We start from the raw sequence: 23,741 nt of genomic DNA, 5'->3' as shown, positions 1-23,741 counted from the left end.
CCCGCCCAGCGCGTTCCACCCACCCGGTCCGTTCCACCCGCCCGGTCCGTACCGCCCGCCCAGCCCGTACCGCCCGCCCCGTCCGTATCGGCCCCCGGGCCGCCGCCGCCCTCGTCCTCGTCACCCTCATCGGCATCGCGGCCTTCGGCTGGCCGCTCCTCGCCGACCGGCAGTCGGGTCTCGCCCACTCCCAGGACGCCCCCTGGCTCTTCGCCGCGCTCCTGCCCCTCCTCGTGGCCGTGGTCGTCGCGACGATCGCCGACAACGGCATGGACGCCAAGGCCGTGGCGATGCTCGGTGTGCTCGCCGCGGTCGGGGCGGCGCTGAGACCGCTGGGCGCGGGCACGGCCGGGCTGGAGCCCATGTTCTTCCTGATGGTGCTCAGCGGCCGCGTCCTCGGTCCCGGCTTCGGTTTCGTCCTGGGCTCGGTGACGATGTTCGCCTCCGCCCTGCTGACGGGCGGGGTCGGGCCGTGGATGCCGTTCCAGATGCTGGCCATGGGCTGGTTCTCGCTGGGGGCCGGGCTGCTGCCGGGCCAGGAGCGGCTGCGCGGCCGGGCGGAGCTGCTGATGCTGGCGGCGTACGGCTTCGTGGGCTCGTTCGCGTACGGCACGGTCATGAACCTGCAGGGGTGGGTGATCCTGCAGGGCATGGGGCAGGGCATCTCCTTCCACCCGGGGGAGCCGGTCGCCGCGAACCTGGCGCGCTTCGCCGCGTACTGCCTGGCGACCTCGGTGGGCTGGGACCTGGGCCGGGCGGCGCTGACCGTCGTACTGACGCTCACGCTGGGGGCCACGCTGCTGAAGGCGCTGCGGCGGGCGACTCGCAAAGCCGCGTTCGACGCACCCGTCTCCTTCGATTCGGGGGCCGTCACCGACCGCGAGCCTGCCCTCGAAAGGGGCACGAACGGTGGCGGAGGGTGACATTCGGGGCCCTCGGCGGTGAGGCGCCCCACAGGACCCACGTCACATACGAAACGGGATAGTTGGCCGTAAAGGCCCCATGACAACCCCCTCCTGCCCCACTCCCACCTGCGCAGACGCTGATCGCCGCGCCGTGGGCCATTGCGCCCCGGCTGCGAGGCCGGCTAGTAAGCGGGGCCTTTGCCAGGCCGCCGGGCCATCGGTAGAACTGGATGTGTCGCCGGGCGGCACGGGTGTTTCACCCGCCGCCTGCGGATCCCCTCTCCACCTGTGTGAGTGGCTCACGCATGTCTTCGGCATGCCGCGACCGCCCCTGTCCCCTTCGGAAGGTCAATCCGTGTCCAACACCGTCATCCGCCGCATCGCCGCTTCCAAGAAGGCCCTCGCGGGTTCCGTCCTCGCCCTGGGCGTCGCCGGTTCCATGCTTGCCGCGGTTCCCGCGCAGGCTGCCCCGACGAGCGCCAAGGCGATCGCCCAGCAGATGATCAAGGACCCGGCCCAGTTCGCCGCCTTCGACAAGATCATCTCGCATGAGAGCGGCTGGGACCACACCGCGACGAACGCTTCCTCCGGTGCCTACGGCCTGGCCCAGGCCCTGCCGGCGTCGAAGATGGCCTCCGCGGGCGCCGACTGGAAGACCAACCCGGCCACCCAGATCAAGTGGGGCCTGGACTACATGAACGAGCGCTACGGCAGCCCCGTCGGCGCCTGGAACTTCTGGTCCGCCAACCACTGGTACTAAGCCACCGGCGCACGGCAGACGCAGCAGCACCAGCAGTCACAGACATACGAAGGCCCCGGTGGCCGGCCTCCCCAGGTCCGGCCGCCGGGGCCTTCTGCATCCCATCCCACGGGGTTCAGAGGCGCCTGCGCGGAAGGCTCACAGGCGCTGGATGATCGTGCCGGTCGCCAGCGCGCCGCCCGCGCACATGGTGATCAGCGCGAACTCCTTGTCGCGGCGCTCCAGCTCGTGCAGTGCCGTGGTGATCAGCCGGGCTCCGGTGGCGCCGACGGGGTGGCCGAGGGCGATGGCCCCGCCGTTGACGTTGACCTTCTCCAGGTCCTGGTCGAAGACCTGAGCCCAGCTGAGGACGACGGAGGCGAAGGCCTCGTTGATCTCGACGAGGTCGATGTCCTTGAGGGACATCCCGGCCTTGCCGAGCACGGCCCGGGTCGCGTCGATCGGCCCGTCCAGGTGGTAGTGGGGGTCGGCGCCGACGAGCGTCTGGGCGACGATCCGGGCGCGCGGCTTGAGCTTGAGCGCGCGGGCCATCTTGCGGGAGGCCCACATCACGGCGGCGGCCCCGTCGGATATCTGCGAGGAGTTCCCGGCGGTGTGCACGGCGGTGGGCATCACCGGTTTGAGCCGGGCCAGCGCCTCCATGCTGGTGTCCCGCAGGCCCTCGTCCCGGTCGACCAGGCGCCACATGCCCTGTCCGGCGGCCTGCTCCTCCTCGGTCGTCGGCACCTGCACGGCGAAGGTCTCGCGCTTGAACCGCTCCTCGGCCCAGGCGACCCCGGCCCGCTCCTGGGAGAGCACGCCGAGCCGGTCGACGTCCTCGCGGCCGAGGCCCCGGTGGCGGGCGATCCGCTCGGCGGCCTCGAACTGGTTCGGGAGGTCGACGTTCCACTCGTCCGGGAAGGGCTTGCCCGGGCCGTGCTTGGAGCCGGAGCCCAGCGGCACCCGGCTCATGGCCTCGACGCCGCAGGCGATGCCGATGTCCATGACACCGCCGGAGATCATGTTGGCGACCATGTGGTTGGCCTGCTGCGAGCTGCCGCACTGGCAGTCCACCGTCGTCGCGGCGGTCTCGTACGGCAGGCCCATGGCGAGCCAGGCGTTGCGGGCGGGGTTCATCGACTGCTCGCCGGCGTGGGTGACGGTGCCGCCGACGATCTGCTCGACGCAGTCGGGCTGGATTCCGGTACGGGCCAGCAGCTCCCGGTAGGTCTCGCCCAGCAGGTAGGCGGGATGGAGGTTGGCGAGCGCGCCCCCGCGCTTGCCGATGGGGGTGCGTACGGCTTCGACGATGACGGGTTCCGCGGCCATGAGCTCGTCCTCTCCTGCACAGCGCCAGCGCGGCGGGCCGTCCCGGCGCCCCGCCCGAACTAGTACGCGTTCTAGTTCTCCCCGCAGTCTTATGACCTGGGGCCCCGCCACGCAAGGGTCTTGCACGCGCCCTGCACGGATTCCACACGCAACAGTTGGCGCCGCGACCCTTGTTACTTCTAGAACTCGTTACTACCTTCAAGCCAACTTCTGATGGGCCGTCAGACTTTGGAGTTGCCCCGATGTCCTGTCCCGCGCTGCCCGAAGGCTTCGACGCCACCGACCCCGACCTGCTCCAAAGCCGGGTCCCCCTCCCGGAGTTCGCGCAGCTGCGGCAGACCTCGCCCGTGTGGTGGTGCCCGCAGCGGCGGGGCGTCACCGGCTTCGACGACGAGGGCTACTGGGTCGTGACCCGGCACGCGGACGTCAAGTACGTCTCCACGCACCCGGAGCTCTTCTCCTCCACCACCAACACGGCGATCATCCGCTTCAACGAGCACATCCAGCGTGATGCGATAGATGCCCAGCGACTGATCATGCTGAACATGGATCCGCCGGAACACACCCGCGTACGCCAGATCGTGCAGCGCGGCTTCACCCCGCGGGCCATCCGCGGGCTGGAGGAGGCGCTGCGGGACCGCGCCCGGAAGATCGTCGAGGAGGCCCTGGCCGTTTCCGCCGACGGCAGCTTCGACTTCGTCACGCAGGTGGCGTGCGAGCTCCCGCTGCAGGCCATCGCCGAACTGATCGGCGTACCGCAGAAGGACCGCGCCAAGATCTTCGACTGGTCGAACAAGATGATCGCCTACGACGACCCGGAGTACGCGATCACCGAGGAGGTCGGCGCGAACGCGGCCATGGAGCTCATCGGCTACGCGATGAACCTCTCCGCCCAGCGCAAGGAGTGCCCGGCCAAGGACATCGTCACCCAGCTCGTCGCGGCGGAGGGCCAGGGCAACCTCGGCTCGGACGAGTTCGGCTTCTTCGTCCTCCTCCTGGCGGTCGCGGGCAACGAGACCACGCGCAACGCCATCAGCCACGGCATGCACGCCTTCCTGTCCCACCCCGACCAGTGGGAGCTCTACAAGGCGACCCGGCCGTCCACCGCCGCGGAGGAGATCGTGCGCTGGGCCACCCCGGTGGTGTCCTTCCAGCGCACCGCCACCCAGGACACCGAACTCGGCGGCCAGAAGATCAAGGCGGGCGACCGGGTGGGGATGTTCTACTCCTCCGCCAACCACGACCCCGAGGTCTTCGAGAACCCCGACGCCTTCGACATCACCCGCGACCCCAACCCCCACCTGGGCTTCGGCGGCGGCGGCCCGCACTTCTGCCTCGGCAAGTCCCTCGCGGTGATGGAGATCGACCTGATCTTCAACGCACTGGCCGACGCCCTGCCGGACCTCCGCCTGACGGGCGAGGACCCGCGCCGCCTGCGCGCGGCCTGGCTGAACGGCATCAAGGAACTCCGGGTCACCCACGGCTGACCCGGCCCCAGGACGGCAGGGGCCGCCTCCACCCACGCCCCGGCGGCCCCTGCCGCCCCCTGGCCACCCCCGCCGCCCAGTCCGGCCCCGCCGCACCAATCCAGCCCCGCCGGCGTTTGAGGCGCGGGGTCCGGGGCGGGGCGGAGCCCCCGGCAGCGGAGCCGCACCCGTCCGAGTGGCGGCAAGGCCCGGGCGATCCTGACCGACAGCGGCGATCCAGCCGAAGGGGCGCCGGGGCCATCTGCGCCCCGGCGCCCCTTCGGCCCAGAACGGCCCCGGGCCGGCCCGGGCCGGCCCACCCCCCGCCAAGCCCCAGTGGCCAACGCACGGGCAAGGCCGCGCCCCCAGTGCCAGACTGAATACATGGCCATGCTCAGCCAGTCCTTCCGGGGGCGGCTCGTGCGCCCCGGAGACCCCTCGTACGAAGAGGACCGGCGGGTGTGGAACGGCTCCGTCGACCGCTCCCCCGCCCTCATCGCCCACTGCACGGGCGTCGCCGACGTCATCGACGCGGTGCGCTTCGCGGCCGGCTCCGGCCTCCCCCTCGCCGTGCGCTCCGGCGGCCACAGCTTCCCCGGGCAGTCGGTGTGCGACGACGGCACCGTCATCGACCTCTCGCCGATGCGCGGGATCCGGGTGGACCCGCAGGCCCGTACGGTCCGGGCGCAGGCGGGGGTGCTGCTCGGCGAGCTGGACCGGGAGACCCAGGCGTTCGGGCTGGCCGTCCCGTCCGGGATCGTCACGCACACCGGCCTGGCGGGACTCACGCTCGGCGGCGGCATCGGCTGGCTGATGCGCAAGTACGGGCTCACCATCGACCAGCTGCTCTCCGTGGACCTGGTGACCGCCGACGGAACGTTCCTCAAGGCGAGCGCGGACGAGAACCCGGATCTCTTCTGGGGCGTGCGCGGCGGCGGCGGGAACTTCGGCATCGTCACGGAGTTCGAGTTCCGCCTCAATCCGCTGGGGCCGGTGGTCCTGGCCGGGCCCGTGGTGTGGCCGATGGCCGAGTCGGCACGGCTGATGCGCTTCTACCGCGAGTGGATCACCGACGTACCGGACGAGCTGACCACGGCGATCGTCCACCGCAAGGCGCCCGCCGTCGACTACGTGCCGGCCGAGCTGCAGGGGCAGCCGGTCGTGATGGTGGTCTGCTGCTACGCGGGGCCCGTCGAGGAGGGGCAGGAGGTGCTGCGGCCGCTGCGCGAGTCCGGTACGCCGCCCGTTCTGGACCTGTGCGCGCCCAAGCCGTTCACCGAGCACCAGGCGATGTTCGACCCGTCCTTCCCGCACGGCCGCTGGTACTACTTCAAGTCCTGCGACGTCGACCGGCTCACCGACGAGGTCATCGACCGTACGGCCGAGCACGCGGCCCGGATCGTCTCGCCGCTCACCGCCTTCCCGATCTTCCAGCTCGGCGGGGCCATCGCCCGCGTCGGGGAGGACGAGACGGCCTTCGGCGGGCGCGGCGCCGGGCACACCTTCAACATCAACGGGACGACGGAGGGCGCCGAGGGCTTCGAGGCCGAGCGGACGTGGGCGCGCGGGCTGTGGTCGGCGCTCGCCCCCCACCAGACCGGGGTCTACCCGAACTTCCTGATGGAGGAGGGCGAGGAGCGCGTCGAGCAGGCGTACGGGGCGGAGAAGTACCGGCGCCTGCGCGAACTGAAGCGACGCTACGACCCCGGCAACCTCTTCCGCCTCAACCAGAACATCCCGCCGGCCCCCTGAAGGTGCCGACGGGATCTGCCGACGAGGTCCGCCGACCGACGTCCCCGACCGACGTCCGCCTAAGAACTGCGCGCGGCAGCCCCCACCGGCTGCTCCTCGTCGCTCCGGCGCTGCCCCGGGAGGCTCACCTGCAGCCTCCGCGGCCCGGACAGCACGTACACGAGCCCGAATCCGGCGGTCACGACGACCGCGCCGCCCACCGCGTCCAGCACCCAGTGGTTGGCGGTGGCGACGATCGCGCACACCGTGATCAGCGGGTGCAGCGCCCCGAGCAGCTTCTGCCAGCCCTTCGGCGCCAGCACGACGATCACGATCCCGCACCACAGCGACCAGCCGAAGTGCAGCGAGGGCATCGCCGCGTACTGGTTGGAGATCGCGGTCATGGCCCCGTACGAGGGGTTGGCCAGGTCCTGCGGCCCGTGCACGGTGTCGATGAAGTCGAGGCCGGGCATCAGGCGCGGCGGGGCGAGCGGGTACAGCCAGAAGCCGACGAGCGCGAGGACGGTGGCCAGGCCCAGGGAGGCGCGGGCCCAGCGGTAGTCGCCGGGGCGCCGCCAGTACAGCACCCCCAGGATCGTCAGCGGCACCACGAAGTGGAAGGAGGTGTAGTAGAAGTTGAAGAACGCCTCCAGCCAGGGCGTGTTCACGACCGCGTGGTTCACGGCGTGCTCGATGTCGATGCCCAGGGCCTGCTCGATACCGTGGATCTGGCTGCCGTTGCCCTCGGCGAGGGTGCGGCTGGTGGGCGCGGCGGCCCGGATGTGCGAGTAGAGCGAGTATCCGACCCGTATCAGCAGGAGTTCCAGCAGCAGGTTCGGGCGGGACAGCACGCGCCGCCAGAACGGCAGCAGCGGCACCCGCTGCCAGCGGGCGGCTGCGGGCCGTCCGTAGGCGGTCGGTACGGGCTCGCGCCAGTACGGCGACGAGCGCGGCAGGAACGGCACCGCGCAGGCCGCGGCGAGCGCGGCGAGCAGCAGCACGTTGTCGCGTACGGGGGCCAGCGCGGCCAGGTTCGGCAGCAGCACGGAGCTCGGCAGGGTCAGGGCGAGGACCACGGCCACCGGCCACACGCGGCGGTCGGCGGCGTGCTTGCCCACCTTGCCGGCGACGGCGAGCAGCACCCACAGCAGCTGGTGGCGCCAGCCGGTCGGGGCCACGGCGACGGCCACGCAGCCGGTGACGGCGACGGCGAGCAGCACCTGGCCGTCGCGGGCGTAGCGGACCGCGCGGCGCAGGCCGAACCAGACGACGGCGCCGGCGAGGGCGGCGTAGAGCAGGATCTCGGCGGGGCCGCTCAGGCCGAGGCGGAGCAGCGCGCCGTGCAGGGACTGGTTGGAGAGGCTGTCGGGGGCCCCGCCGAGGCCGCTGCCGGCCAGGTGCTCGGCCCAGTACGTCCACGAGTCGCGCGGCATGGCCGCCCAGGACAGCGCGGTGGCTCCGGCGAAGGTCACGGCGGCGGTCCGTGCGGCGGGGCGGCGCCCGGTCAGCCACAGCAGCGGGGCGAACAGCAGCAGGGCGGGCTGGAGCGCGGCCGCGAGGCCGACGAGGAAGCCCGCGGGCCGGTCGCCGGGCACACGGAAGACGGCCAGCAGCACCAGGAGCACGGGCAGGACGGCGGTCTGGCCCGGTGAGGCGGCCTCGCGGACGGGCAGCGAGACCATCATCAGGGCCGTCAGCACGGGCGCGGCGAGCAGCGCGGTGCGCCGCGGCACGGGATCGGGCAGGCCGCGCGCGGCGACGAGCCCGATCGCGGCGACGAACAGCAGCGTCACGCAGGTCCAGGCCACCTCCAGGGACGGGGCGGCGAGGCCGACGAGCGGCTTCAGGACCAGCCCTGCGAAGGGCGTGCCGGCGAACTGGCCGGAATCGTAGAGCGAGCCGGGGAGGGCGGCGGGAAGGTGCAGGCCGCTCAGCCATTCGCCGGGTGGCACCCGCAGTACCGCGGCCGCCTGTCTGACGGCGAGGGCGCCCGCGAGCGCCCACAGCAGGAGGCGTGCCGCCCCGAGCCTGCCGTTATCGCCTATGACCCCGGCATGTCCGTTCGCACCGCTGTGCTCTGCCGCGTTAGCCACGCCTCGCCGGCCTCCCGCCCTGTTGACCGCAACCCTGACTTCGCCTGGCTGCCGCGCTCCATTACCCGCACGACGATATCTCCCGCGGGATACCTAGGATGGCTCCCATGAGCATCGTGAAGATCAACGCACTGACGGTCCCCGCCGAGCAGCGGGAAGTTCTGGAGCGGCGCTTCGCCTCTCGGGCCGGGACGGTGGAGGGTTCGGACGGGTTCGAATGGTTCGAGCTGCTGCGTCCGGTGGAGGGCACCGACCAGTACCTCGTCTACACGCGCTGGCGTTCGGAGGAGGACTTCCAGGCATGGATGGAGGGGCCGATGAAGGCCGCTCACCAGGGCGGCGGCGGCGCGGGCGGCGAGGGCGGCGGCGAGCGGCCGAAGCCGGCGGCTTCGGCGTCGACGGTGTGGTCGTTCGAGGTCGTGCAGCAGGCCGCGCCGAAGAAGGCCTGACGCGACCGGGGCGCGGGGCCCGGGCTCCGCGCCCGACCGCGCCGCGCCCCACTACGCCGCGCCCCACCGCGCCGCGCCCCACCACGGCCGAGCGGACTCGCCGGGTGCGTCAGCTCCAGAAGGCGTCTTGCTCGTCGATGTCCGCGGTGCACTGGTCGATGTCGGTGATCTTGTGGCCGACGATCGTGAAGAAGAGCCCTTCGCGGATCTCGATGCCGCGGTCGCCGCGGTCACCGCGCGCCGTGTGGAAACTCATCACGTGCCCCCGCCCGTCCGCCAGGACCGACTCCAGGTGGACCTGGAACGTGCCCTTCGTCTCCTCGCCGAGCCGGCGGTAGAAGTCGAGGACGTTGTCCCGCCCCTTGTGGTGCCCGGACATGGGGTTGCTGCCGGGCACGTGGTGGATGACATCGGCCGTCAGCAGCGTGCTCATCGTCTCCAGGTCGCCCTTGCCGAAGGCCTCGTAGCCGCGGCGGACCAGGGCGCAGTCGGGATGCTCTGACATGGCGTTTCACACCCTCCGGGTACGCGGGATTTATCCTTTTTCCTATCACCAGCCCGGCGTTGTGGATATTCCACGCGGCAGATCCGCGGCGAACTACACAATGACGCCATGAACACTTACAGCGACCAGCTCGGCGAGCACGCCGGCAGCCACCTCGGTGACCACGACACGGTCACCGCGTCGTGGACGGTGACCCCCGAACCGGTCACCTCCCGTGACGCCACCCTCCTGCGCCGCGCCTACTACGCCGAGGTCGCCGGCCGGTACTGGAAACGCCAGGTCACGGAGGCCGAGATCGACCAGGGGCTGCTGGACTTCCCGGACGGCGATCTGGTCGCGCCGACGGGCCGGTTCGTCGTGGGGCGGCGCGGCGGCGAGCCGCTGGCGTGCGGCGGTCTGCGCCTGCTCGACCCCGTCACCGCCGAGCTCACCAAGGTGTACGTCGACCGGCGCGCCCGCGGTACCGGCGGCGGGGCGGCGCTGCTCGAGGCCCTGGAGGAGCAGGGCCGTGCGCTGGGCGCCGAGCGGGTTCGGCTGGACACCCGGACGGATCTCGTCGAAGCCCGCGCGTTGTACGCGCGCCACGGATACGCGGAGATACCCGCGTACAACTCGGGCCCGTACGCACAGCACTGGTTCGAGAAGCGCCTGGTCTGACCCCGCCCGGGCTGGACCCTGTGCGAGGTGGTGCCCGTCATGTGGTCCAGATGTCCAGCAGTTGGTTTGCCGCACGGAAATTATCGGGTGAATCCGTGTTGCACACCACGGTGACTGCAGTGTTCCGGTCCGGGCTCACCTTGAAGGTGCTGTGGAATTGCTCCCAGTCGCCGCGGTGCACCAGGCTCTTGTCGGGGAGAAGGAGGATTCCGGCCCCGTACCGCCCTTCTTCGATGCCGCGCCGGCGCAGGACATCGCCCACGCTCACTGCCCCCTCCGTGACTCCGGTGAGCAGTTCCGTTCCGCCGATGCGGCCGGTGCGGTAATTATCGGCCCAGCGGACGAATTCCCCGGGATTGGCCTCCAGCAGGTCCTGGTAGTCGGGAATGCCGCTGGTGTGACGCATCAGGTCGCCCAGCGTGACTTCCCGGGTCCAGGCGGGCGGGTTGTCGAGGAAATCGGACAGGGGGTCGTTCAGTGCGAGTTGATGCCGCCCGGCCAGCAAAAGAACGGAATCTGCGGTGAATTGCTTGGAATTGGATGCCATGTCGAAGACCGTCTTCGAGGTAATGGCACGCCCGGTCGCCAGGTCGGCTTTCCCGCTGCCCGCCTCCCAGACGACGACACCGCGTTTGCCGACCGCGGCCGCGCAGCCCGGGCCACGGGCGGAAGGCACCAGCTCCTGGAGAACCTCTGCACTGCGCTTCTCGCGGTCGTCGCCGGCCGCGTATGTCGGCGGGTTCATGAAGCCGGAAAGCGCGACCATCATCATGGCGCCCCATTCCGTGCACAACGGCGCCATCCGACTCACGTAGACCACCTTCATCCCTCCAGTCGAGAGTCCTCCGGCGGCCGCACCCCGGCCGTGCCCTGCCCGTGCCCTGCCCGTGCAGGTAACTGCCGACTGATCACCACACCACACAGCCCCTAGTGCGCGGCGTGGTCCCGTCGCGGCGCCGCGTCGTAGGGCTCCTCGGCGTCGGATCCGCACAGCTCCGTGTTGATCTCCTGGACCAGCTTGACCAGGTCGGTCGGGCGGTCCGGGCCCCACCAGTCGCCGAGCAGTTCGGCGAGGGACTCCTGCCGGGCGTCTGCGAGCCTCGCGGCGGTCTCGCGTCCCCGGTCGGTCAGGACCAGCGCCAGCCCGTCCCGGGTGGCGAGCCCGCGCTCCTCGACCTGGCGGGCGGCGTCCGTGACGGCCTTCAGCGGCACGTTGGTGCGCTCGGCGAGGAGGGCCGGCTCGGTGAAGCCGTACTTGTTGATCCGCAGCAGCAGCCAGCTGGCGGCGGGCAGCAGGTCGTAGCCCGCCCTCTCGGTGATCTTCTCGTAGACGTGGCGGCGGCCCTCGCGGGTGCCGAGAACGGACAGGGCGCGGGCGACCTCGTCGTGGGAGGAGCGCTGGACCGGGTTGGAGGCCAGGGTCTCGGTCACATCGGGTGCGGTGACGGAGGTGCGGAGCTTGTCCTCCTTCAGGAACCAGGCGATCACGAAGGCGACCAGGACGATCGGCACGGCGTAGAGGAAGACGTCCGTGATGGCGGTGGCGTAGGCGTCGAGCACGCGGGGACGGAGATCGGTTGGGAGCGCGGCGATGGCCCGCGGGTCGGCCTCCAGCTGCGCGGCGCTGGCCCCGGCCGGCAGCTGGACACCCGCGAGGGAGGCGGCGAGCTTGTCCTCGAGCCCGTTGGTGAAGACCGTGCCGAAGATCGCGACGCCGAAAGAGGCGCCGATGGAGCGGAAGAAGGTGGCACCGGAGGTGGCGACGCCGAGGTCGGCGTAACTGACGGCGTTCTGCACGACCAGGACGAGTACCTGCATCACCAGGCCGAGACCGAAGCCGAAGACGAAGAAGTAGACGCTCATCTCCCAGGTGGAGCTGGTGCGGTGCAGCTGGTGCAGGAGGAGCAGGCCGATGGCGGTGACGGCGGTGCCGGCGATCGGGAAGACCTTCCAGCGGCCGGTGCGGCTGACGATCTGGCCGGAGGCGGTGGAGGAGATCAGCATGCCGATCACCATCGGCAGCATGTGGACGCCCGACATGGTCGGCGAGACGCCCTGGACGACCTGGAGGAAGGTCGGCAGGTAGACCATCGCGCCGAACATCGCGAAGCCGACGACGAAGCTGATCGCCGAGCAGAGGGTGAAGGTGCGGATGCGGAACAGCCCCAGCGGCAGGACGGGTTCGGCGGCCTTGCGCTCCACGAACAGGAAGGCGGCGAGCAGTACGGCGCCGAGGACGGCGAGGCCGATGATCCGGGCCGAGCCCCAGCCCCAGGTGCCGCCGAGGGAGGCGATGAGGACGAGGCAGGTGGCGACGCAGGCGATGAGGAAGGTGCCGAGGTAGTCGATGGTGTGCTTGGAGCGGCGTGCCGGGATGTGCAGGGCGGCGGCGATGACGACGAGCGCGACGAGACCGATGGGGAGGTTGATGTAGAAGACCCAGCGCCAGGACAGGTGGTCGACGAAGAGACCGCCCAGCAGCGGGCCCAGCACGCTGGTCGCACCGAAGACGGCGCCGAAGAGGCCCTGGTACTTGCCGCGTTCGCGGGGCGGGACGATGTCGCCGACGATCGCCATCGACAGCACGATCAGTCCGCCGCCGCCCAGGCCCTGGAGGGCGCGGAAGCCGATGAGCTGGGGCATGTCCTGGGCGAGCCCGCACAGTGCCGACCCGATCAGGAAGATGACGATGGCGTACTGGAAGAGCCTCTTGCGTCCGTACTGGTCGCCGAGTTTGCCCCAGAGGGGGGTGGCCGCTGTGGAGGCGAGCATGTAGGCGGTGACGACCCAGGCCAGGTGCGCCATGCCACCGAGGTCGCTGACGATCGTCGGCAGGGCGGTGGAGACGATGGTCTGGTCGAGCGCGGCGATCAGCAGGCCCAGCAGCAGGGCGCCGATGGAGACGAGGACCTCGCGGGAGGCGTGTTCGGTGGCGGGGCCGGACTTCTGCGGGCCCGAACCGGGGTCCACGGCATCCGCGGTCACATCCTGAGCCATCGATACCTCCTCAGGCCAGATCAACATCTCCATACTGAGCGGTGTGTCCGGTTATGGCCTCTCGGGCCGGTTGGGAGGGCCCCGGCGGGTCTGCATAATCGCAGGCAACGGTCAGGGAGGGAGTCCAGTGAGCGGTGAGCACTGTCCAGATTGCGGCGCTGTCGGCGCCGGCTGCGGGTGTGCGCCGGGTGCGGGTTTCAACCCCTTGCGCATCCGTCCGTACGTAACGCTGCCCGACCCGGGCGAGCCGGACGCCGAGATGTCCCCGCCCCCGATATCGGGCGTGGTCACCCCGGACCCCCGGCCCGTGCCGGCGCAGGCACCGGACGACACCCCGGCGTACGGGATACCCGTGACGCCGGCAGCGGGACCCTGGCAGCACGGACCGCCGGGGCGCGCCCCGCACCCGGCCGAGACGGCCCGGCTCCGGGCGATCCCGGAACCGGACCACACATCCGGAGGCGGCGGAGGGGGCGGGAGCGGAGGCCCGGAGAAGCGAACCGGATCCGGTTCACGCCGGCCGCTGGCGCTGCTGATCGGGGCCGCGGCGGTGGTCGCCCTCAGCGGGACGGCCATGGCGGTGTGGGTGCTGCCGAGCTCCTCGGGAACCGATGCCGCCCTGGTCGACGCGAAGGCCCCGGCCCCCGCGGCGAGCGCCGCCCTGCCCGCGCCGTCCTCGTCCCCGACCCGGACCCCGGCCTCGGCCAGCCCGTCCGCCTCGGCCTCCCCGTCGCCGAGCGTCTCGAAGTCGGCGTCGCCGTCCCCGTCACCGAGCGCGTCCCGCTCGTCCACGCCCCCGTCCCCGAGCCCGTCGCCCAGCGCGAGCCGCTCGTCGGCCCCGCCTCCGGCCTCGCAGGCCCCGGTCCTGCGGTACGGGGACTCGGGTCCCGAGGTGGAGAAGCTGCAGCGCCTGCTGTCGGCGCAGGGCCTGTACCGGGGCAGGATCCACGGGAAGTTCGACTGGAGGGTGGAGGACGCCCTGTCGCAGTTCCAGTACGACCACGGCATCGACGACCAGGAGTGGGGCATCTACGGGCCCGTGACCCGCAAGGCGCTGGAGGGATAGGGGCTGGAGGGATGGGGAAGGACAGGGGAGGGACAGGGGTCACACGTCGGCTGGTGGCCGAACCGCCCTTTGTTTTGTATCTTGTAGGAACAAAGTGGTTCCGTCCTCCTTCCCTGACCGGTGGACGGAACCACTTGTTCTCTTTTCCCGCCCCGTCTGGAGCCCCGCTGATGTCGGCCAGCACCACCGCCACCGCACCCGTCGTCCTCACCGCCAAGGCCCTCCTCCTGGACATGGACGGCACGATCGTCAACTCCGACGCGGTGGTCGAGCGCTGCTGGCGCGACTGGGCACTGTCCCACGGTCTGGACCCGGAGGAGGCCCTGAAGGTGGTGCACGGCCGCCAGGGCTACGCCACCATGGCCGTCCTCCTGCCGGACCGCCCGATGGAGGTCAACCACGCCGAGAACGCGGTGATGCTGGCCCGCGAGACCGCCGACACCGACGGCGTGGTCCCGGTCGCGGGCGCCCCGGCGTTCATGACGGCTATCGCCGCCTTGCCGCACGCCCTGGTCACCTCCGCGGACACCGCCCTCGCGACGGCCCGGATGACGGCCGCCGCCCTCCCGATGCCCGCGGTACGGGTCACGGCCGAGTCCGTCCAGGCCAGCAAGCCCGACCCCGAGGGCTTCCTCAAGGGCGCGGCCGCACTGGGCGTGGACCCGGCCGACTGCATCGTCTTCGAGGACTCGGCCGCGGGCATAGCCGCCGGCCGCGCGGCGGGCATGCGCGTGATCGGCGTGGGCCCCCGCGCAGCCGCCCACGCCCCGACGACCCACGTCCCGGACCTGACGACCCTGACCGTGACGACCGCCGCGGACGGCACTATCCAGATCACGGTGGGTGCGGGGGCCTGAGAATCGGGACCTGAGGGCTGGGGGCTGGGGGCTGGGGGCTGGGCTTCGGGCTAGCGGGAGCCGGCGGGGCGGAATCAGGACCGCGGCGGGGGCTTCGGGCGGCAGCGCATCAGGCGGGCGTCACTGGACGCTCGGCGGGGGCTTCGGGAGCGGGATCTCGGTTGGCCGGGATCGGGGAAGGGCGGGGGTTTCCCGTCGGTCTCATCGTCTTCCGTGGGGGGCCGGTCCCTCAAGGGCGTTCCTTCGTCGCGTCGCTGCGCGATGGCCTGCGGCCCGTCCCGCCACGGAAAATCGAAGACAGCCGGGAAACCCCCAAAAGAACGGGCCGGGCGATCAAGACAGGGACGGGCGTGTCGGTGGCCGGCGGCCCGGTCGGGGGGCGCATCAGATCGCTACGCACTTCGCATCTCTCAGCGGCTGCCGGCCGCCTGTGGCCGGACATAAGCCGCCACCCCTCACTACACGCTGCTGCATGACGGCGACCGCAGACCGTCTGGGGCCGGCCACCCCCTGTATGACGGCGGCCGGCGTTCGCACCAAGAGATCGAGCACCGTGCGGTGCACCTTGGCCCCCTTGGACCAGTGCAGGAAGCGCCTGTGCACCGCCTGCCATGGGGCTCGAAGACCCGCAAGTCATCGGGCACGAGACGGTCCGACCACGGTCACGTGTCCTCGCTCGGAACGGGTGTGGCCTGGTGGTAGTACATCTGCCACTTGGCTCCCGCACTCTGCTTGCGCCAGAGCGAACTCCGCCGTGCCCGATTTCCGCCGATCGTGGTCTCGTAAGTGAGGTGCACCAGCCCGGGCGCCAGCATGACACCGATCATCTCCGAGGGTTCATAACGCGGGCCGTCTTCCGCCGCACCATCCATCTCGGGCAGCGCGGCAAGCATTTCCTCATACGCCCACCGCCGGCCCGAGGCGCCTACCTCTACGAAGTGTGGGTCAAGGAGTTGCCGGACCAGCGACTGCGACATGCGCACGCTGGGGTCCATCAGACGCAACTCACCCGCGATCGCTTCGTCTACCTCGTCAGCCATGCATACATCTTCGTCCAGGTGACCAACGCGACCGCAATCGAGTTACTGCCGCGTGCAGCGCAACCTCCAGACGGATCAATCACACCGAAGAGCAGTTTGGGCACGGTGGGCGCAGGCCATCCGCGCCCAGGTGGCCGACCTGCGGTGGCAGTGTCGGCCCCGTCAGCCGTTGACAGCGGACCGTGTGGACCTCCTTGCGTATCCCCAAGCGACTTACTGCGGTGACTGGTTGGGCCAGTTCGACAGTGACCGACGTCTGCGACGCGATGGCCACCTCCAGCACACCGTCCTCGGACTTGTTCGCGTCCGGAAACCGGAGGTCGTAACGAGCGGACGCGATCCCGACCCCACGACGTGTGGGCGTGTGACGGCCGCGGCGTGCAGCCCCAGTACCAGAAACACCGTGTAGAGGTCGATCACTACACGTTCCCGCATGTCGGCGACCGTCGGCGGTCCGGGGCTGGACACAGGTCCCCCAAGGCCCGATTCGCTTCTCATTGAGGGGGCTGGGGGAGGAAAGGCGCCAGAGAGCGCCTCTACCGAACTGTTCTCGGGTCTGGGCGGGTGGGCAGCCGAAAAGACGAGCAAGAGGCGTCAATTGCCCCAATTTGGAAGTGAGTTTGTGGTGCCGACCTCGCCTTGACCCCGATCCAGTTCGGCCGAGGGGAGCTTCCGTCCCTCAGGACCAGGCGGGGTCGGTCGCCCTCGCCGAGAGGCGCGTAGCGTTCCGTGGCGCAGCAACCGACGCCTGAGTGGCCCATGTCCAGCCCCGGACGCCTGCGGCCGCCGTCACGGAGGAGCACGTAGCGATCCGTGGCGGCCTATGTCCAGCCACCAGACGGCTGGCAGCCGCTAAGACGTGCGGAGCGCGCAACGGTCGATGGCGGCTTATGTCCGGCCACAGGCGGCCGGCAGCCGCTGAGAGATGCGAAGTGCGTAGCGATCTGATGCGCCCCCCGACCGGGCCGCCGGCCACCGACACGCCCGTCCCTGTCTTGATCGCCCGGCCCGTTCTTTTGGGGGTTTCCCGACTGTCTTCGATTTTCCGTGGCGGGACGGTCGGTCAAGGGTGGCCGCAGGCCATCGCGCAGCGACGCGACGAAGGAGCGCCCTTGAGGGACCGGCCCGCCACGGAAGACGATGAGACTGACGGGAAACCCCCGCCCTTCCCCGATCCCGGCCAACCGAGATCCCGCTCCCGAAGCCCCCGCCGAGCGTCCAGTGACGCCCGCCTGATGCGCTGCCGCCCGAAGCCCCCGGTTCGCCCCGACCCGACCCGCCCCGACCCGTCGCCCTACTGCCCCACCCGCCCGTCGATGCGTTCCCGCAGGAAGTCCGCGTGGCCGTTGTGGCGGGCGTATTCCTCGATCATGTGGACCAGGACCTCACGGAGTTCCATCGCCTCTTCGCCCGCGGCCCCCGCGGCTCCCGCTCCCCCCGCGTCCGCGGTGATGTCCAGGCTGGGGGCCTGCGCGACGAGTTGTTCCGCGAAGGCGACCTCGGCTCGCCAGGTCGTCCATGCGTCCGCGACCACCGCCGGGTCGGCCACCGCGCCGGTGAACTCGCCCGCGGGGTCTTCCTCCGAGCGGTAGTGGCGGCGTACGTCCTGGCCCGCCATGACCTGCCGGAACCAGTGCTGCTCGACCCCCGCGAGGTGGCGTACGAGACCCAGGAGGGACAGGTTGGACGGTTCCACCGAGCGCCTCGCGAGGGCCTCCGCGTCGAGCCCCGCGCACTTGAGCTCCAGCGTCAGCCGCTGGTCGCGCAGGTAGCCGACGAGTACGGCCCGTTCGCCCTGGAACCCCCCGTCGGCCCGCGTGTCCTCGTCGGGGTGGACGAACATGTTGGACCAGCCGAACTGCCGGTCCGAGGAGGGCGCGGGTACGGGCTGGGGCGCGGGCTGGGTGGTGGGGCCCGTGGGGGCGGTGCTGTCGGTCACGCGGCCGAGCGTGCCCCGTACGCGTACGGCCCGCAACGGAATATCCCCCGCCACCTGCAGCTCGACCCGTGCTGCCCTGCCGTGCCTCGGCCCGCCTCACCTCACCTCCCCCGCCTCACCCAGCCTCGCCCGCCCCGCCACCCGCCCCGCCGCCCGACCGGGCCCGCGCCCGCCGCGTCAGCCTGCGATCGCCTCGTACAGCGAGAACACGGCCAGCGCCGCCATCACCGCGGCCGCGATCTTGGTGATCAGGCGCAGCGGCACGTACTTCATCAGGGTGCGCCCGCCCAGGATGCCGATGCCCGCGACCGCCCACAGGGCCAGCACGGCGCCGATGCCGACGGAGACGGGGTCGTCGTACCGCGCGGCGAGGTTGGCGGTCATGATCTGGGTCAGGTCACCGAACTCCGCCACCAGGATCAGCATGAAGCCGGCCCCCGAGACCTTCCAGAAGGACTGGTCGGCGGGCGGCTTGACCTCCTCCTCCCCGTCGTCCTTCTTCAGGAGCAGCATGGCGGCGCCCAGGAGGAAGAGGATGCCGACGACGGCCTGGACGAGGCGGTGCGGGAGCAGGGTGAGCACGCTGCCGGCGGCGATCGCGAGGGCGACGTGTACGGCGAAGGCGGCGGCGACGCCCGCGAAGACGTAGGAGGCGCGGTAGCGCGTGCCGAGCATCAGGCCGGCGAGGGCCGTCTTGTCGGGGAGTTCGGCAAGGAAGACGACGCCGAAGGCGATCGCCGTGATGCTGAAGCTGAACACGGGGGTGGAAACCTCAATCGGTCGGGCAGGACGCCATCGGTACCGAGAGACCTGGGGTGTTTCAGGGGTCGCTTCGGCTCGGCGGCGCCCTGGCGTGCGTGTGCGCGTACGAAACGCGTCCACGCGTGAACAGGACACTGCGGCCGAAGGTCTCGCTGGCCGACCGCTGTGCGCGGCCTGCCTCCGGGCGCCGGCTGGGGTGACCCAGCAGTATGTCGACGGTCCGGCGAAGAGCTACTCCCCTTCTGCTCCGAACAGACTACGTGACGCCCGCGGCGGTGCGGAATGGGCCTTTGGTCCCGCCCTGGCCGCACTCCAACCCCGTTCCGAGCCCGCTCCAACCTCGTCCCGCGCCCGATTCAACCTCGTTCCGACTCGGTTCCGACCCTGCGGAATCTCAACTTCCATTTAAATCAGGGCCATTGCTCCACTTGATGTGACGTGCTCATGTCGCCACGCTGTCACCTGACGCCCATCCCCGCGAAACCCGGCGCCGCAAGCATGGCCACGCCCCGCCGGGGCCACACGGCCACACCCCCCGCACCCAGGGAGCCCCTCATGGCACTCATATCCAACGTCTACGCGCGTCGAATTGGCGTGCTCGCGTCAGCGGCTGCCCTTGCCGCGCTCACCTCCCTCCTCAACGCCCCGGCCGCCCAGGCCGCCCCGCCCGCCCCCATCAGCGCCTCGGCCGCCCGCGCGTACCTGGCCACGGTCACGCCGAAGACCGAAGGGTCCACGAGCGGCTACAGCCGCGACCTCTTCCCGCACTGGAGCACCGTCTCGGGCAGCTGCAACACCCGCGAAACCGTCCTCAAGCGCGACGGCGTGAACGTCGTCCAGGACTCGTCCTGCGCAGCGGTGAGCGGAAGCTGGTACTCCGAGTACGACGGGGCCACCTGGACCGCCGCCTCCGACCTCGACATCGACCACGTGGTCCCGCTCGCCGAGGCCTGGCGTTCCGGTGCCAACTCCTGGACCACCAGCAAGCGCCAGCAGTTCGCCAACGACCGCACCCGCCCGCAGCTCATCGCGGTCACCGACAACGTCAACCAGGCCAAGGGCGACCTCGACCCCGGCAAGTGGCTGCCCCCGCGGACGGCCTACCGTTGTACGTACGCACGGATGTGGGTCGACGTGAAGCAGTACTGGGGCCTGAGCATGGACTCGGGCGAGAAGACGGCCCTGGTCAACATCCTGAACGGCTGCTGACCCTAGTCGGCCGATCTTTCCCCCGCCAGGGGGAGGCGTCGCTCCCCCCTCCCGTCGTACCGTGATCGAAGGGGCTACGGAGGAGGGGGAGTTGCATGGCCGGACTGCGTCTGGGGCCACTGCTGCGCCACGTCGACTGGGACACGGGCGGATCGGCCACGATATGGGTCGAGGCGGACCGCCCGTGTACGGCCGAGGTGCGGTGCGCCGACGGGGCGGGCGGCAGTGTGCGCACCTTCCAGATAGCCGGCCACCACTACGCGCTGGTGCCGGTGACCGGCCTGACCCCGGGCGCGACGACGGCGTACGAGGTGCTGCTCGACGGCCGGCTCGTGTGGCCGCTGCCCGACAGCGGCTTCCCGCCGAGCACCATCACCACTCCGGCGGTGGCGGGCGCCGGCCGGCCCGCACCCGGGCTGCGCGTCACCTTCGGCTCCTGCCGGCAGGCCGCGCCGCCCGCCGGCCGGCACGGGCCGCACGGCGCGGACGCGCTCGACACCCTCTCGGCGCGGCTGGCGGCCGATCCGGAGGCGGTGCGCCCGGACGTCCTGCTGCTGCTCGGTGACCAGGTGTACGCCGACGCGCTGTCCAAGGAGACCCGGCAGTGGCTCGCGGCCCGGCGGGATCTGCGGGACGCGCCCGGCGCCCAGGTCGCGGACTACGAGGAGTACACGCGGCTCTACTACGAGTCGTGGCTCGATCCGGAGATCCGCTGGCTCCTGTCGACCGTGTCGAGCCTGCACATATTCGACGACCACGACGTGATCGACGACTGGAACACGAGCGCGGCGTGGCTGACGGAGATGCGGGCGACGCCGTGGTGGCGGGAGCGCGTGCTCAGCGGGCTGATGTCGTACTGGGTGTACCAGCACCTGGGCAACCTCTCGCCGTCCGAGCTGGCCGCCGACGAGCTGTACGGGGCGGTCCGGGGCACCCCCGACGGTACGGACGCGCTACGGGCCTTCGCGTCCGCGGCGGATGCCGATCCGAGCACGGTGCGCTGGAGCTACCGGCGCGACTTCGGCGGGACCCGGCTGCTGATGGTGGACACCCGGGCCGCGCGGGTGCTCGCCGAGGACGGGCGGGCGATGCTCGATCCGGTGGAGCAGCAGTGGCTCAGGGAGAACGCCCTCGCCGGGCACGGGGGTTACGACCACCTGCTGATCGGTTCCTCGCTGCCCTGGCTGATGCCGCCGCTGATCCACGACGCCGAGACGTGGAATGCCGCGCTGTGCCGTGGGGACCGGGGGCCGCGGTGGGCGCGGATCGGGGAGGATCTGCGCCGGCGCAGCGATCTGGAGCACTGGGCGGCGTTCCCGGCCTCGTTCGCGGCGCTGACCGATCTGATCGAGGAGGTGGGCACAGGGCCGCGGGCACCGGCGACGGTGTGCGTGCTGTCGGGGGACGTGCATCACGCGTATGTGGCCGAGCCTCGAATACCGAGTACGGCTCGGGTGTTCCAGCTGACGTGCTCGCCGGTTCACAATTCCATCCACACCGCGGTGAAGTGGGGATTCCGGCTGGGCTGGTCGCGGACGGGCCGGTGGCTGGGGCGCGGCTTCTCGCTGCACGGGCGGACGGGACGGCCGCCACTGAACTGGCGGCGTACGGGTGGGCCGTGGTTCGGGAACCAGCTGATGACGCTGGCGCTGTCGGGGCGGTCGGCGCGGCTGCGGCTGGACCAGGCGCGGAAGAAGCGCGAGGGGGCCCGGCTGGTGACGGTGCTGGACCGGGACCTCACCGCGGCGGAGTAGGAGGATCCGACGGGTTCGGTGGGGTTCGGGCGGGTTCGGTCTGTGGAGGCGGCTCGGTCAGCGGACGGCGATGGCGGTGGAGTTGACGCGGCGGCGGTGTGGCAACCGCCCCGGGCACCCGGGGTACCGGGGCCGGGCGTACGCTGTATGGCTGTCAGCCGCTCCTGCCGCTCCCCCGCGACGTCGCGGCGCTTCATGCCGCAGCACGTCAATCGGACTGGGGAGTCCCGCTTTGTTTGAGACGCTGGGGTCGCTGACCGCGAGCCCATGGATCTACGCCCTGGTGGCGGTGTCCGTCGTGCTCGACGTCTTCCTTCCGGTGCTGCCGAGCGGGGTCCTCGTGATCACCGCTGCGGCGGCCGCCGCGGCCGCTGGTGCCGCCGGACCCGTGCCGGTGCCCGCGCAGGTGCCGGACATCCTGCTCCTGCTCGTCATCGCCACGACGGCCTCGGTGCTGGGTGACATGGCCGCGTACCGGCTGGGCCGGCGCGGCGGCGCCCGGCTGGACCGGGCCATCGCCCGCTCCCGCCGGCTGACCCGGGCCCATGAGCGCCTCGGCACGGCCCTGGCACGCGGCGGCGGCGCCCTCGTGGTGATCGCCCGGTTCGCCCCCGCCGGGCGCTCGGTGGTGTCCCTGGGCGCGGGCAAGACGCAGCGCAAGGTGGCGGAGTTCCTGCCCTGGTCGGTCCTGGCGGGCATGGCCTGGGCCGGCTACAGCGTCGCCCTCGGCTACTTCGGCACCCAGTGGCTGGGCACCCAGTGGCTCGGCACCGCACTGTCGCTCGTCGCCCTCTTCGCGGCGGGCGCCCTGGCGGCCTTCCTCGTCCGCCGCCCGACCGCGACGACGGCTCCTGCGGCCTAGGCACGCTTCTCGGCCCGGGACGTCCACGGTCGGCGGACCTCGACGGGCACGACTTCCGCGGGCAAGGCGCCGTGGGCGAGATGTCCGCGAGCAGGACGTCCGCGAGCAAGACGTCCGTGAGCAAGACGTCCAGAGAGGGCAGGCGCCGTGATCGGACGCCCGTGGGGCGGGAAGTCCGTGGCCTCCTCCCCCGGGCGGAGCAGTGGCTCACCCGTTCACCCGGCCCCGATCGCCGCCCCCGGCCCGGGCTCCTAGCGTCCACAGCACGGTGCGCAACCGATCCGCGTCACATCCGTGCCCTGGCCGCGCCGTTTCGAGGAGCCGAGGAGTTCTCTCCATGCCCGCCAAGCCGCCTGCCACGTCACCCGTCACATCCCGACGTCTGATGACCGTCGCGGCCGCGACCCTCATCGTCGCCGCCGCCGCTCCCGCCACGCTCGCGTACGCCGCCCCCTCCGCCGGGGTCTCCCCCACCAACGTCGCCCCGGGCGCCCGGGTCGCCCTCAATGTCGAAGGCTGCGGGACCAAGACCGGCCGGGCCACGTCGACCGCCTTCGGGGAGGTACGGCTGACCCCCGGCAATCTGGAGGCCGCCAACCTCTTCGGCAGCGCCACCGTCTTCCGCGACGCCAACCCGGGCACGCACCGCGTCACGTTCGAGTGCGGAGGCCCCGGCGGCGAGCGCGTCACCGTATCGCTGCAGGTCACCCCGGGCGCGGCACGCGGCGGTACGGGCGGCAGCATGGGCGCGATGAGCGCCTGGCAGATCGCCGCCGGCGGCGCCCTCGCCGCGGGTGCGCTCGGCGCCGGTGTCTGGGTGCTGCGCCGCCGCGCCGCGGGGACCGGGGCTGCGTAGGCGGCGTAGGCCGGGTCCTGGCTACGCCGGGGCGGCCTGTCCCCGTACGTGCACCCCGTCGAGCAGCGCCGCGGTGGCCTCGGCGACGGCGTCGACGGCCGCCTCGAACACTTCGCGGTTGTGCGCGGCCGGCACCCGGAACCCGGACACCTTCCGTACGTACTGCAGGGCGGCGGCGCGGATCTCCTCCTCGGTGGCCTTCTCGGGGATGGCGGGCGGGCGCAGGGTCTTAATGGAACGGCACATACCCCTACTATCCCGCTGCCGGGGCAGCTCGACCCCGTCCGATCGCATGATTCGGGCCGCCGTCAGGGCGGAGCTGATGCGTAGGTGTCGGGCCGAATCTAGACTGGCGAAGTCATGAAAAGTCACCAATTGAGGGAGACTCGCACCATGGCCAAACGAGGCAACAAGCGTCGGGCCCGCAAGAAGAAGAAGGCCAATCACGGCAAGCGCCCCAACGCCTGAACCGCCCCACCGAAAGACCCCCGACCACCACCGGCCGGGGGTCTTCGCACGCACGGG

At 71.4% G+C, this 23,741-nt stretch carries 22 protein-coding genes; 13 read left to right on the top strand and 9 right to left on the bottom strand.

From position 1 onward, the window contains the following. Nucleotides 1-86 precede the first annotated feature (86 nt). Complete coding sequence (locus RIU97_RS27805; protein WP_404962960.1) at nt 87-923, top strand: ECF transporter S component; 837 nt, start codon at nt 87-89, stop codon at nt 921-923. A 298-nt stretch (nt 924-1,221) separates the two neighbouring features. After that, nucleotides 1,222-1,665, top strand: a complete 444-nt coding sequence (locus RIU97_RS27800; protein ID WP_404960321.1) for a transglycosylase SLT domain-containing protein — start codon at nt 1,222-1,224, stop codon at nt 1,663-1,665. Nucleotides 1,666-1,803: 138 nt separating this feature from the next. On the opposite strand, the gene RIU97_RS27795 is transcribed toward RIU97_RS27800, so the two are convergent. Beyond that, complete coding sequence (locus RIU97_RS27795) at nt 1,804-2,973, bottom strand: steroid 3-ketoacyl-CoA thiolase (RefSeq protein ID WP_362858842.1); 1,170 nt, start codon at nt 2,971-2,973, stop codon at nt 1,804-1,806. A gap of 242 nt (nt 2,974-3,215) precedes the next feature. Between RIU97_RS27795 and RIU97_RS27790 the strand changes: the two genes are divergently transcribed. Together RIU97_RS27790 and RIU97_RS27785 are read left to right on the top strand one after the other, a co-directional pair. Beyond that, nucleotides 3,216-4,460, top strand: a complete 1,245-nt coding sequence (locus RIU97_RS27790) for a cytochrome P450 (protein ID WP_404960320.1) — start codon at nt 3,216-3,218, stop codon at nt 4,458-4,460. A 363-nt stretch (nt 4,461-4,823) separates the two neighbouring features. Continuing rightward, complete coding sequence (locus RIU97_RS27785; RefSeq protein WP_404960319.1) at nt 4,824-6,191, top strand: FAD-binding oxidoreductase; 1,368 nt, start codon at nt 4,824-4,826, stop codon at nt 6,189-6,191. Between the two features lie 59 nt (nt 6,192-6,250). Here RIU97_RS27785 and RIU97_RS27780 read toward each other — a convergent pair whose 3' ends face one another. After that, the gene (locus RIU97_RS27780) at nt 6,251-8,263 is read right to left on the bottom strand and encodes a bifunctional glycosyltransferase 87/phosphatase PAP2 family protein (RefSeq protein WP_404960318.1); all 2,013 of its coding nucleotides are present in this window, start codon (nt 8,261-8,263) and stop codon (nt 6,251-6,253) included. A gap of 107 nt (nt 8,264-8,370) precedes the next feature. Between RIU97_RS27780 and RIU97_RS27775 the strand changes: the two genes are divergently transcribed. Then, nucleotides 8,371-8,712, top strand: coding sequence for an antibiotic biosynthesis monooxygenase family protein (locus tag RIU97_RS27775; RefSeq protein ID WP_404960317.1), 342 nt, complete (start codon nt 8,371-8,373; stop codon nt 8,710-8,712). 109 nt (nt 8,713-8,821) lie between these two features. Here RIU97_RS27775 and RIU97_RS27770 read toward each other — a convergent pair whose 3' ends face one another. Continuing rightward, the gene (locus tag RIU97_RS27770; RefSeq protein ID WP_404960316.1) at nt 8,822-9,217 is read right to left on the bottom strand and encodes a nuclear transport factor 2 family protein; all 396 of its coding nucleotides are present in this window, start codon (nt 9,215-9,217) and stop codon (nt 8,822-8,824) included. A 108-nt stretch (nt 9,218-9,325) separates the two neighbouring features. On the opposite strand from RIU97_RS27770, the gene RIU97_RS27765 reads away from it, so the two are divergent. Then, nucleotides 9,326-9,874, top strand: coding sequence for a GNAT family N-acetyltransferase (locus RIU97_RS27765; protein ID WP_404960315.1), 549 nt, complete (start codon nt 9,326-9,328; stop codon nt 9,872-9,874). Nucleotides 9,875-9,911: 37 nt separating this feature from the next. Here the strand turns inward: RIU97_RS27765 and RIU97_RS27760 are convergent, their stop codons facing one another. Together RIU97_RS27760 and RIU97_RS27755 are read right to left on the bottom strand one after the other, a co-directional pair. Next, a complete protein-coding gene (locus RIU97_RS27760) occupies nt 9,912-10,700 on the bottom strand; it encodes a serine hydrolase domain-containing protein (protein WP_404960314.1) in 789 nt (262 codons plus the stop codon). Nucleotides 10,701-10,801: 101 nt separating this feature from the next. Next, nucleotides 10,802-12,871 (bottom strand): DHA2 family efflux MFS transporter permease subunit, encoded by a 2,070-nt coding sequence (locus RIU97_RS27755; protein WP_404960313.1) that lies wholly within the window; start codon nt 12,869-12,871, stop codon nt 10,802-10,804. A gap of 205 nt (nt 12,872-13,076) precedes the next feature. Between RIU97_RS27755 and RIU97_RS27750 the strand changes: the two genes are divergently transcribed. Continuing rightward, on the top strand, nt 13,077-13,937 hold the full coding sequence (locus tag RIU97_RS27750; protein WP_404960312.1) for a peptidoglycan-binding protein: 861 nt from the start codon (nt 13,077-13,079) through the stop codon (nt 13,935-13,937). A 170-nt stretch (nt 13,938-14,107) separates the two neighbouring features. Then, nucleotides 14,108-14,794, top strand: coding sequence for an HAD-IA family hydrolase (locus tag RIU97_RS27745; RefSeq protein ID WP_404960310.1), 687 nt, complete (start codon nt 14,108-14,110; stop codon nt 14,792-14,794). A 662-nt stretch (nt 14,795-15,456) separates the two neighbouring features. Here the strand turns inward: RIU97_RS27745 and RIU97_RS27740 are convergent. The 3 genes from RIU97_RS27740 to RIU97_RS27730 form a co-directional block, all read right to left on the bottom strand. Continuing rightward, nucleotides 15,457-15,834, bottom strand: a complete 378-nt coding sequence (locus RIU97_RS27740) for a DUF4440 domain-containing protein (RefSeq protein WP_404960309.1) — start codon at nt 15,832-15,834, stop codon at nt 15,457-15,459. Between the two features lie 1,294 nt (nt 15,835-17,128). Continuing rightward, on the bottom strand, nt 17,129-17,677 hold the full coding sequence (locus tag RIU97_RS27735) for a DinB family protein (RefSeq protein WP_404962959.1): 549 nt from the start codon (nt 17,675-17,677) through the stop codon (nt 17,129-17,131). Between the two features lie 273 nt (nt 17,678-17,950). Continuing rightward, nucleotides 17,951-18,532, bottom strand: coding sequence for a TMEM165/GDT1 family protein (locus tag RIU97_RS27730; RefSeq protein WP_030711384.1), 582 nt, complete (start codon nt 18,530-18,532; stop codon nt 17,951-17,953). Between the two features lie 567 nt (nt 18,533-19,099). Between RIU97_RS27730 and RIU97_RS27725 the strand changes: the two genes are divergently transcribed. The 4 genes from RIU97_RS27725 (at nt 19,100) to RIU97_RS27710 (ending at nt 23,216) form a co-directional block, all read left to right on the top strand. Next, nucleotides 19,100-19,744, top strand: coding sequence for an HNH endonuclease family protein (locus RIU97_RS27725; RefSeq protein WP_404962958.1), 645 nt, complete (start codon nt 19,100-19,102; stop codon nt 19,742-19,744). Nucleotides 19,745-19,839: 95 nt separating this feature from the next. After that, nucleotides 19,840-21,498 carry an alkaline phosphatase D family protein gene (locus RIU97_RS27720; RefSeq protein ID WP_404960308.1) on the top strand — a complete coding sequence of 553 codons (1,659 nt, stop codon included), beginning with the start codon at nt 19,840-19,842 and terminating at the stop codon, nt 21,496-21,498. A gap of 232 nt (nt 21,499-21,730) precedes the next feature. Continuing rightward, nucleotides 21,731-22,360: a VTT domain-containing protein gene (locus RIU97_RS27715; RefSeq protein WP_319733652.1), complete on the top strand. Its 630-nt coding sequence runs from the start codon at nt 21,731-21,733 to the stop codon at nt 22,358-22,360. A 337-nt stretch (nt 22,361-22,697) separates the two neighbouring features. After that, nucleotides 22,698-23,216, top strand: a complete 519-nt coding sequence (locus RIU97_RS27710; protein WP_404960306.1) for a hypothetical protein — start codon at nt 22,698-22,700, stop codon at nt 23,214-23,216. Between the two features lie 21 nt (nt 23,217-23,237). Here the strand turns inward: RIU97_RS27710 and RIU97_RS27705 are convergent, their stop codons facing one another. Continuing rightward, entirely contained in the window at nt 23,238-23,462 is a 225-nt protein-coding gene (locus RIU97_RS27705) for a DUF2277 domain-containing protein (RefSeq protein ID WP_266484671.1), read from the bottom strand. 147 nt (nt 23,463-23,609) lie between these two features. Here RIU97_RS27705 and RIU97_RS27700 point away from each other — a divergent pair, with 147 nt between their 5' ends. Further along, on the top strand, nt 23,610-23,684 hold the full coding sequence (locus RIU97_RS27700) for a 50S ribosomal protein bL37 (protein WP_100661309.1): 75 nt from the start codon (nt 23,610-23,612) through the stop codon (nt 23,682-23,684). Nucleotides 23,685-23,741 lie beyond the last annotated feature (57 nt).

Origin of the sequence: Streptomyces sp. 147326 (genome assembly GCF_045000215.1) — a bacterium.
Classification (GTDB): domain Bacteria; phylum Actinomycetota; class Actinomycetes; order Streptomycetales; family Streptomycetaceae; genus Streptomyces.
Note: the sequence above shows the minus strand (reverse complement) of the source record. Positions and strands in the feature narration are given on the sequence as shown.

Excerpts from the sequence above, each read along its gene's own strand:
- RIU97_RS27740 (WP_404960309.1), bottom strand. The coding sequence starts at position 15,834 with ATGGCTGACGAGGTAGACGAAGCGATCGCGGGTGAGTTGCGTCTGATG.
- RIU97_RS27710 (WP_404960306.1), top strand. The coding sequence starts at position 22,698 with ATGCCCGCCAAGCCGCCTGCCACGTCACCCGTCACATCCCGACGTCTG.
- RIU97_RS27760 (WP_404960314.1), bottom strand. The coding sequence starts at position 10,700 with ATGAAGGTGGTCTACGTGAGTCGGATGGCGCCGTTGTGCACGGAATGG.
- RIU97_RS27745 (WP_404960310.1), top strand. The coding sequence starts at position 14,108 with ATGTCGGCCAGCACCACCGCCACCGCACCCGTCGTCCTCACCGCCAAG.
- RIU97_RS27790 (WP_404960320.1), top strand. The coding sequence starts at position 3,216 with ATGTCCTGTCCCGCGCTGCCCGAAGGCTTCGACGCCACCGACCCCGAC.
- RIU97_RS27755 (WP_404960313.1), bottom strand. The coding sequence starts at position 12,871 with ATGGCTCAGGATGTGACCGCGGATGCCGTGGACCCCGGTTCGGGCCCG.
- RIU97_RS27735 (WP_404962959.1), bottom strand. The coding sequence starts at position 17,677 with ATGTTCGTCCACCCCGACGAGGACACGCGGGCCGACGGGGGGTTCCAG.
- RIU97_RS27785 (WP_404960319.1), top strand. The coding sequence starts at position 4,824 with ATGGCCATGCTCAGCCAGTCCTTCCGGGGGCGGCTCGTGCGCCCCGGA.
- RIU97_RS27765 (WP_404960315.1), top strand. The coding sequence starts at position 9,326 with ATGAACACTTACAGCGACCAGCTCGGCGAGCACGCCGGCAGCCACCTC.
- RIU97_RS27705 (WP_266484671.1), bottom strand. The coding sequence starts at position 23,462 with ATGTGCCGTTCCATTAAGACCCTGCGCCCGCCCGCCATCCCCGAGAAG.
- RIU97_RS27800 (WP_404960321.1), top strand. The coding sequence starts at position 1,222 with ATGCCGCGACCGCCCCTGTCCCCTTCGGAAGGTCAATCCGTGTCCAAC.
- RIU97_RS27720 (WP_404960308.1), top strand. The coding sequence starts at position 19,840 with ATGGCCGGACTGCGTCTGGGGCCACTGCTGCGCCACGTCGACTGGGAC.
- RIU97_RS27775 (WP_404960317.1), top strand. The coding sequence starts at position 8,371 with ATGAGCATCGTGAAGATCAACGCACTGACGGTCCCCGCCGAGCAGCGG.
- RIU97_RS27795 (WP_362858842.1), bottom strand. The coding sequence starts at position 2,973 with ATGGCCGCGGAACCCGTCATCGTCGAAGCCGTACGCACCCCCATCGGC.
- RIU97_RS27770 (WP_404960316.1), bottom strand. The coding sequence starts at position 9,217 with ATGTCAGAGCATCCCGACTGCGCCCTGGTCCGCCGCGGCTACGAGGCC.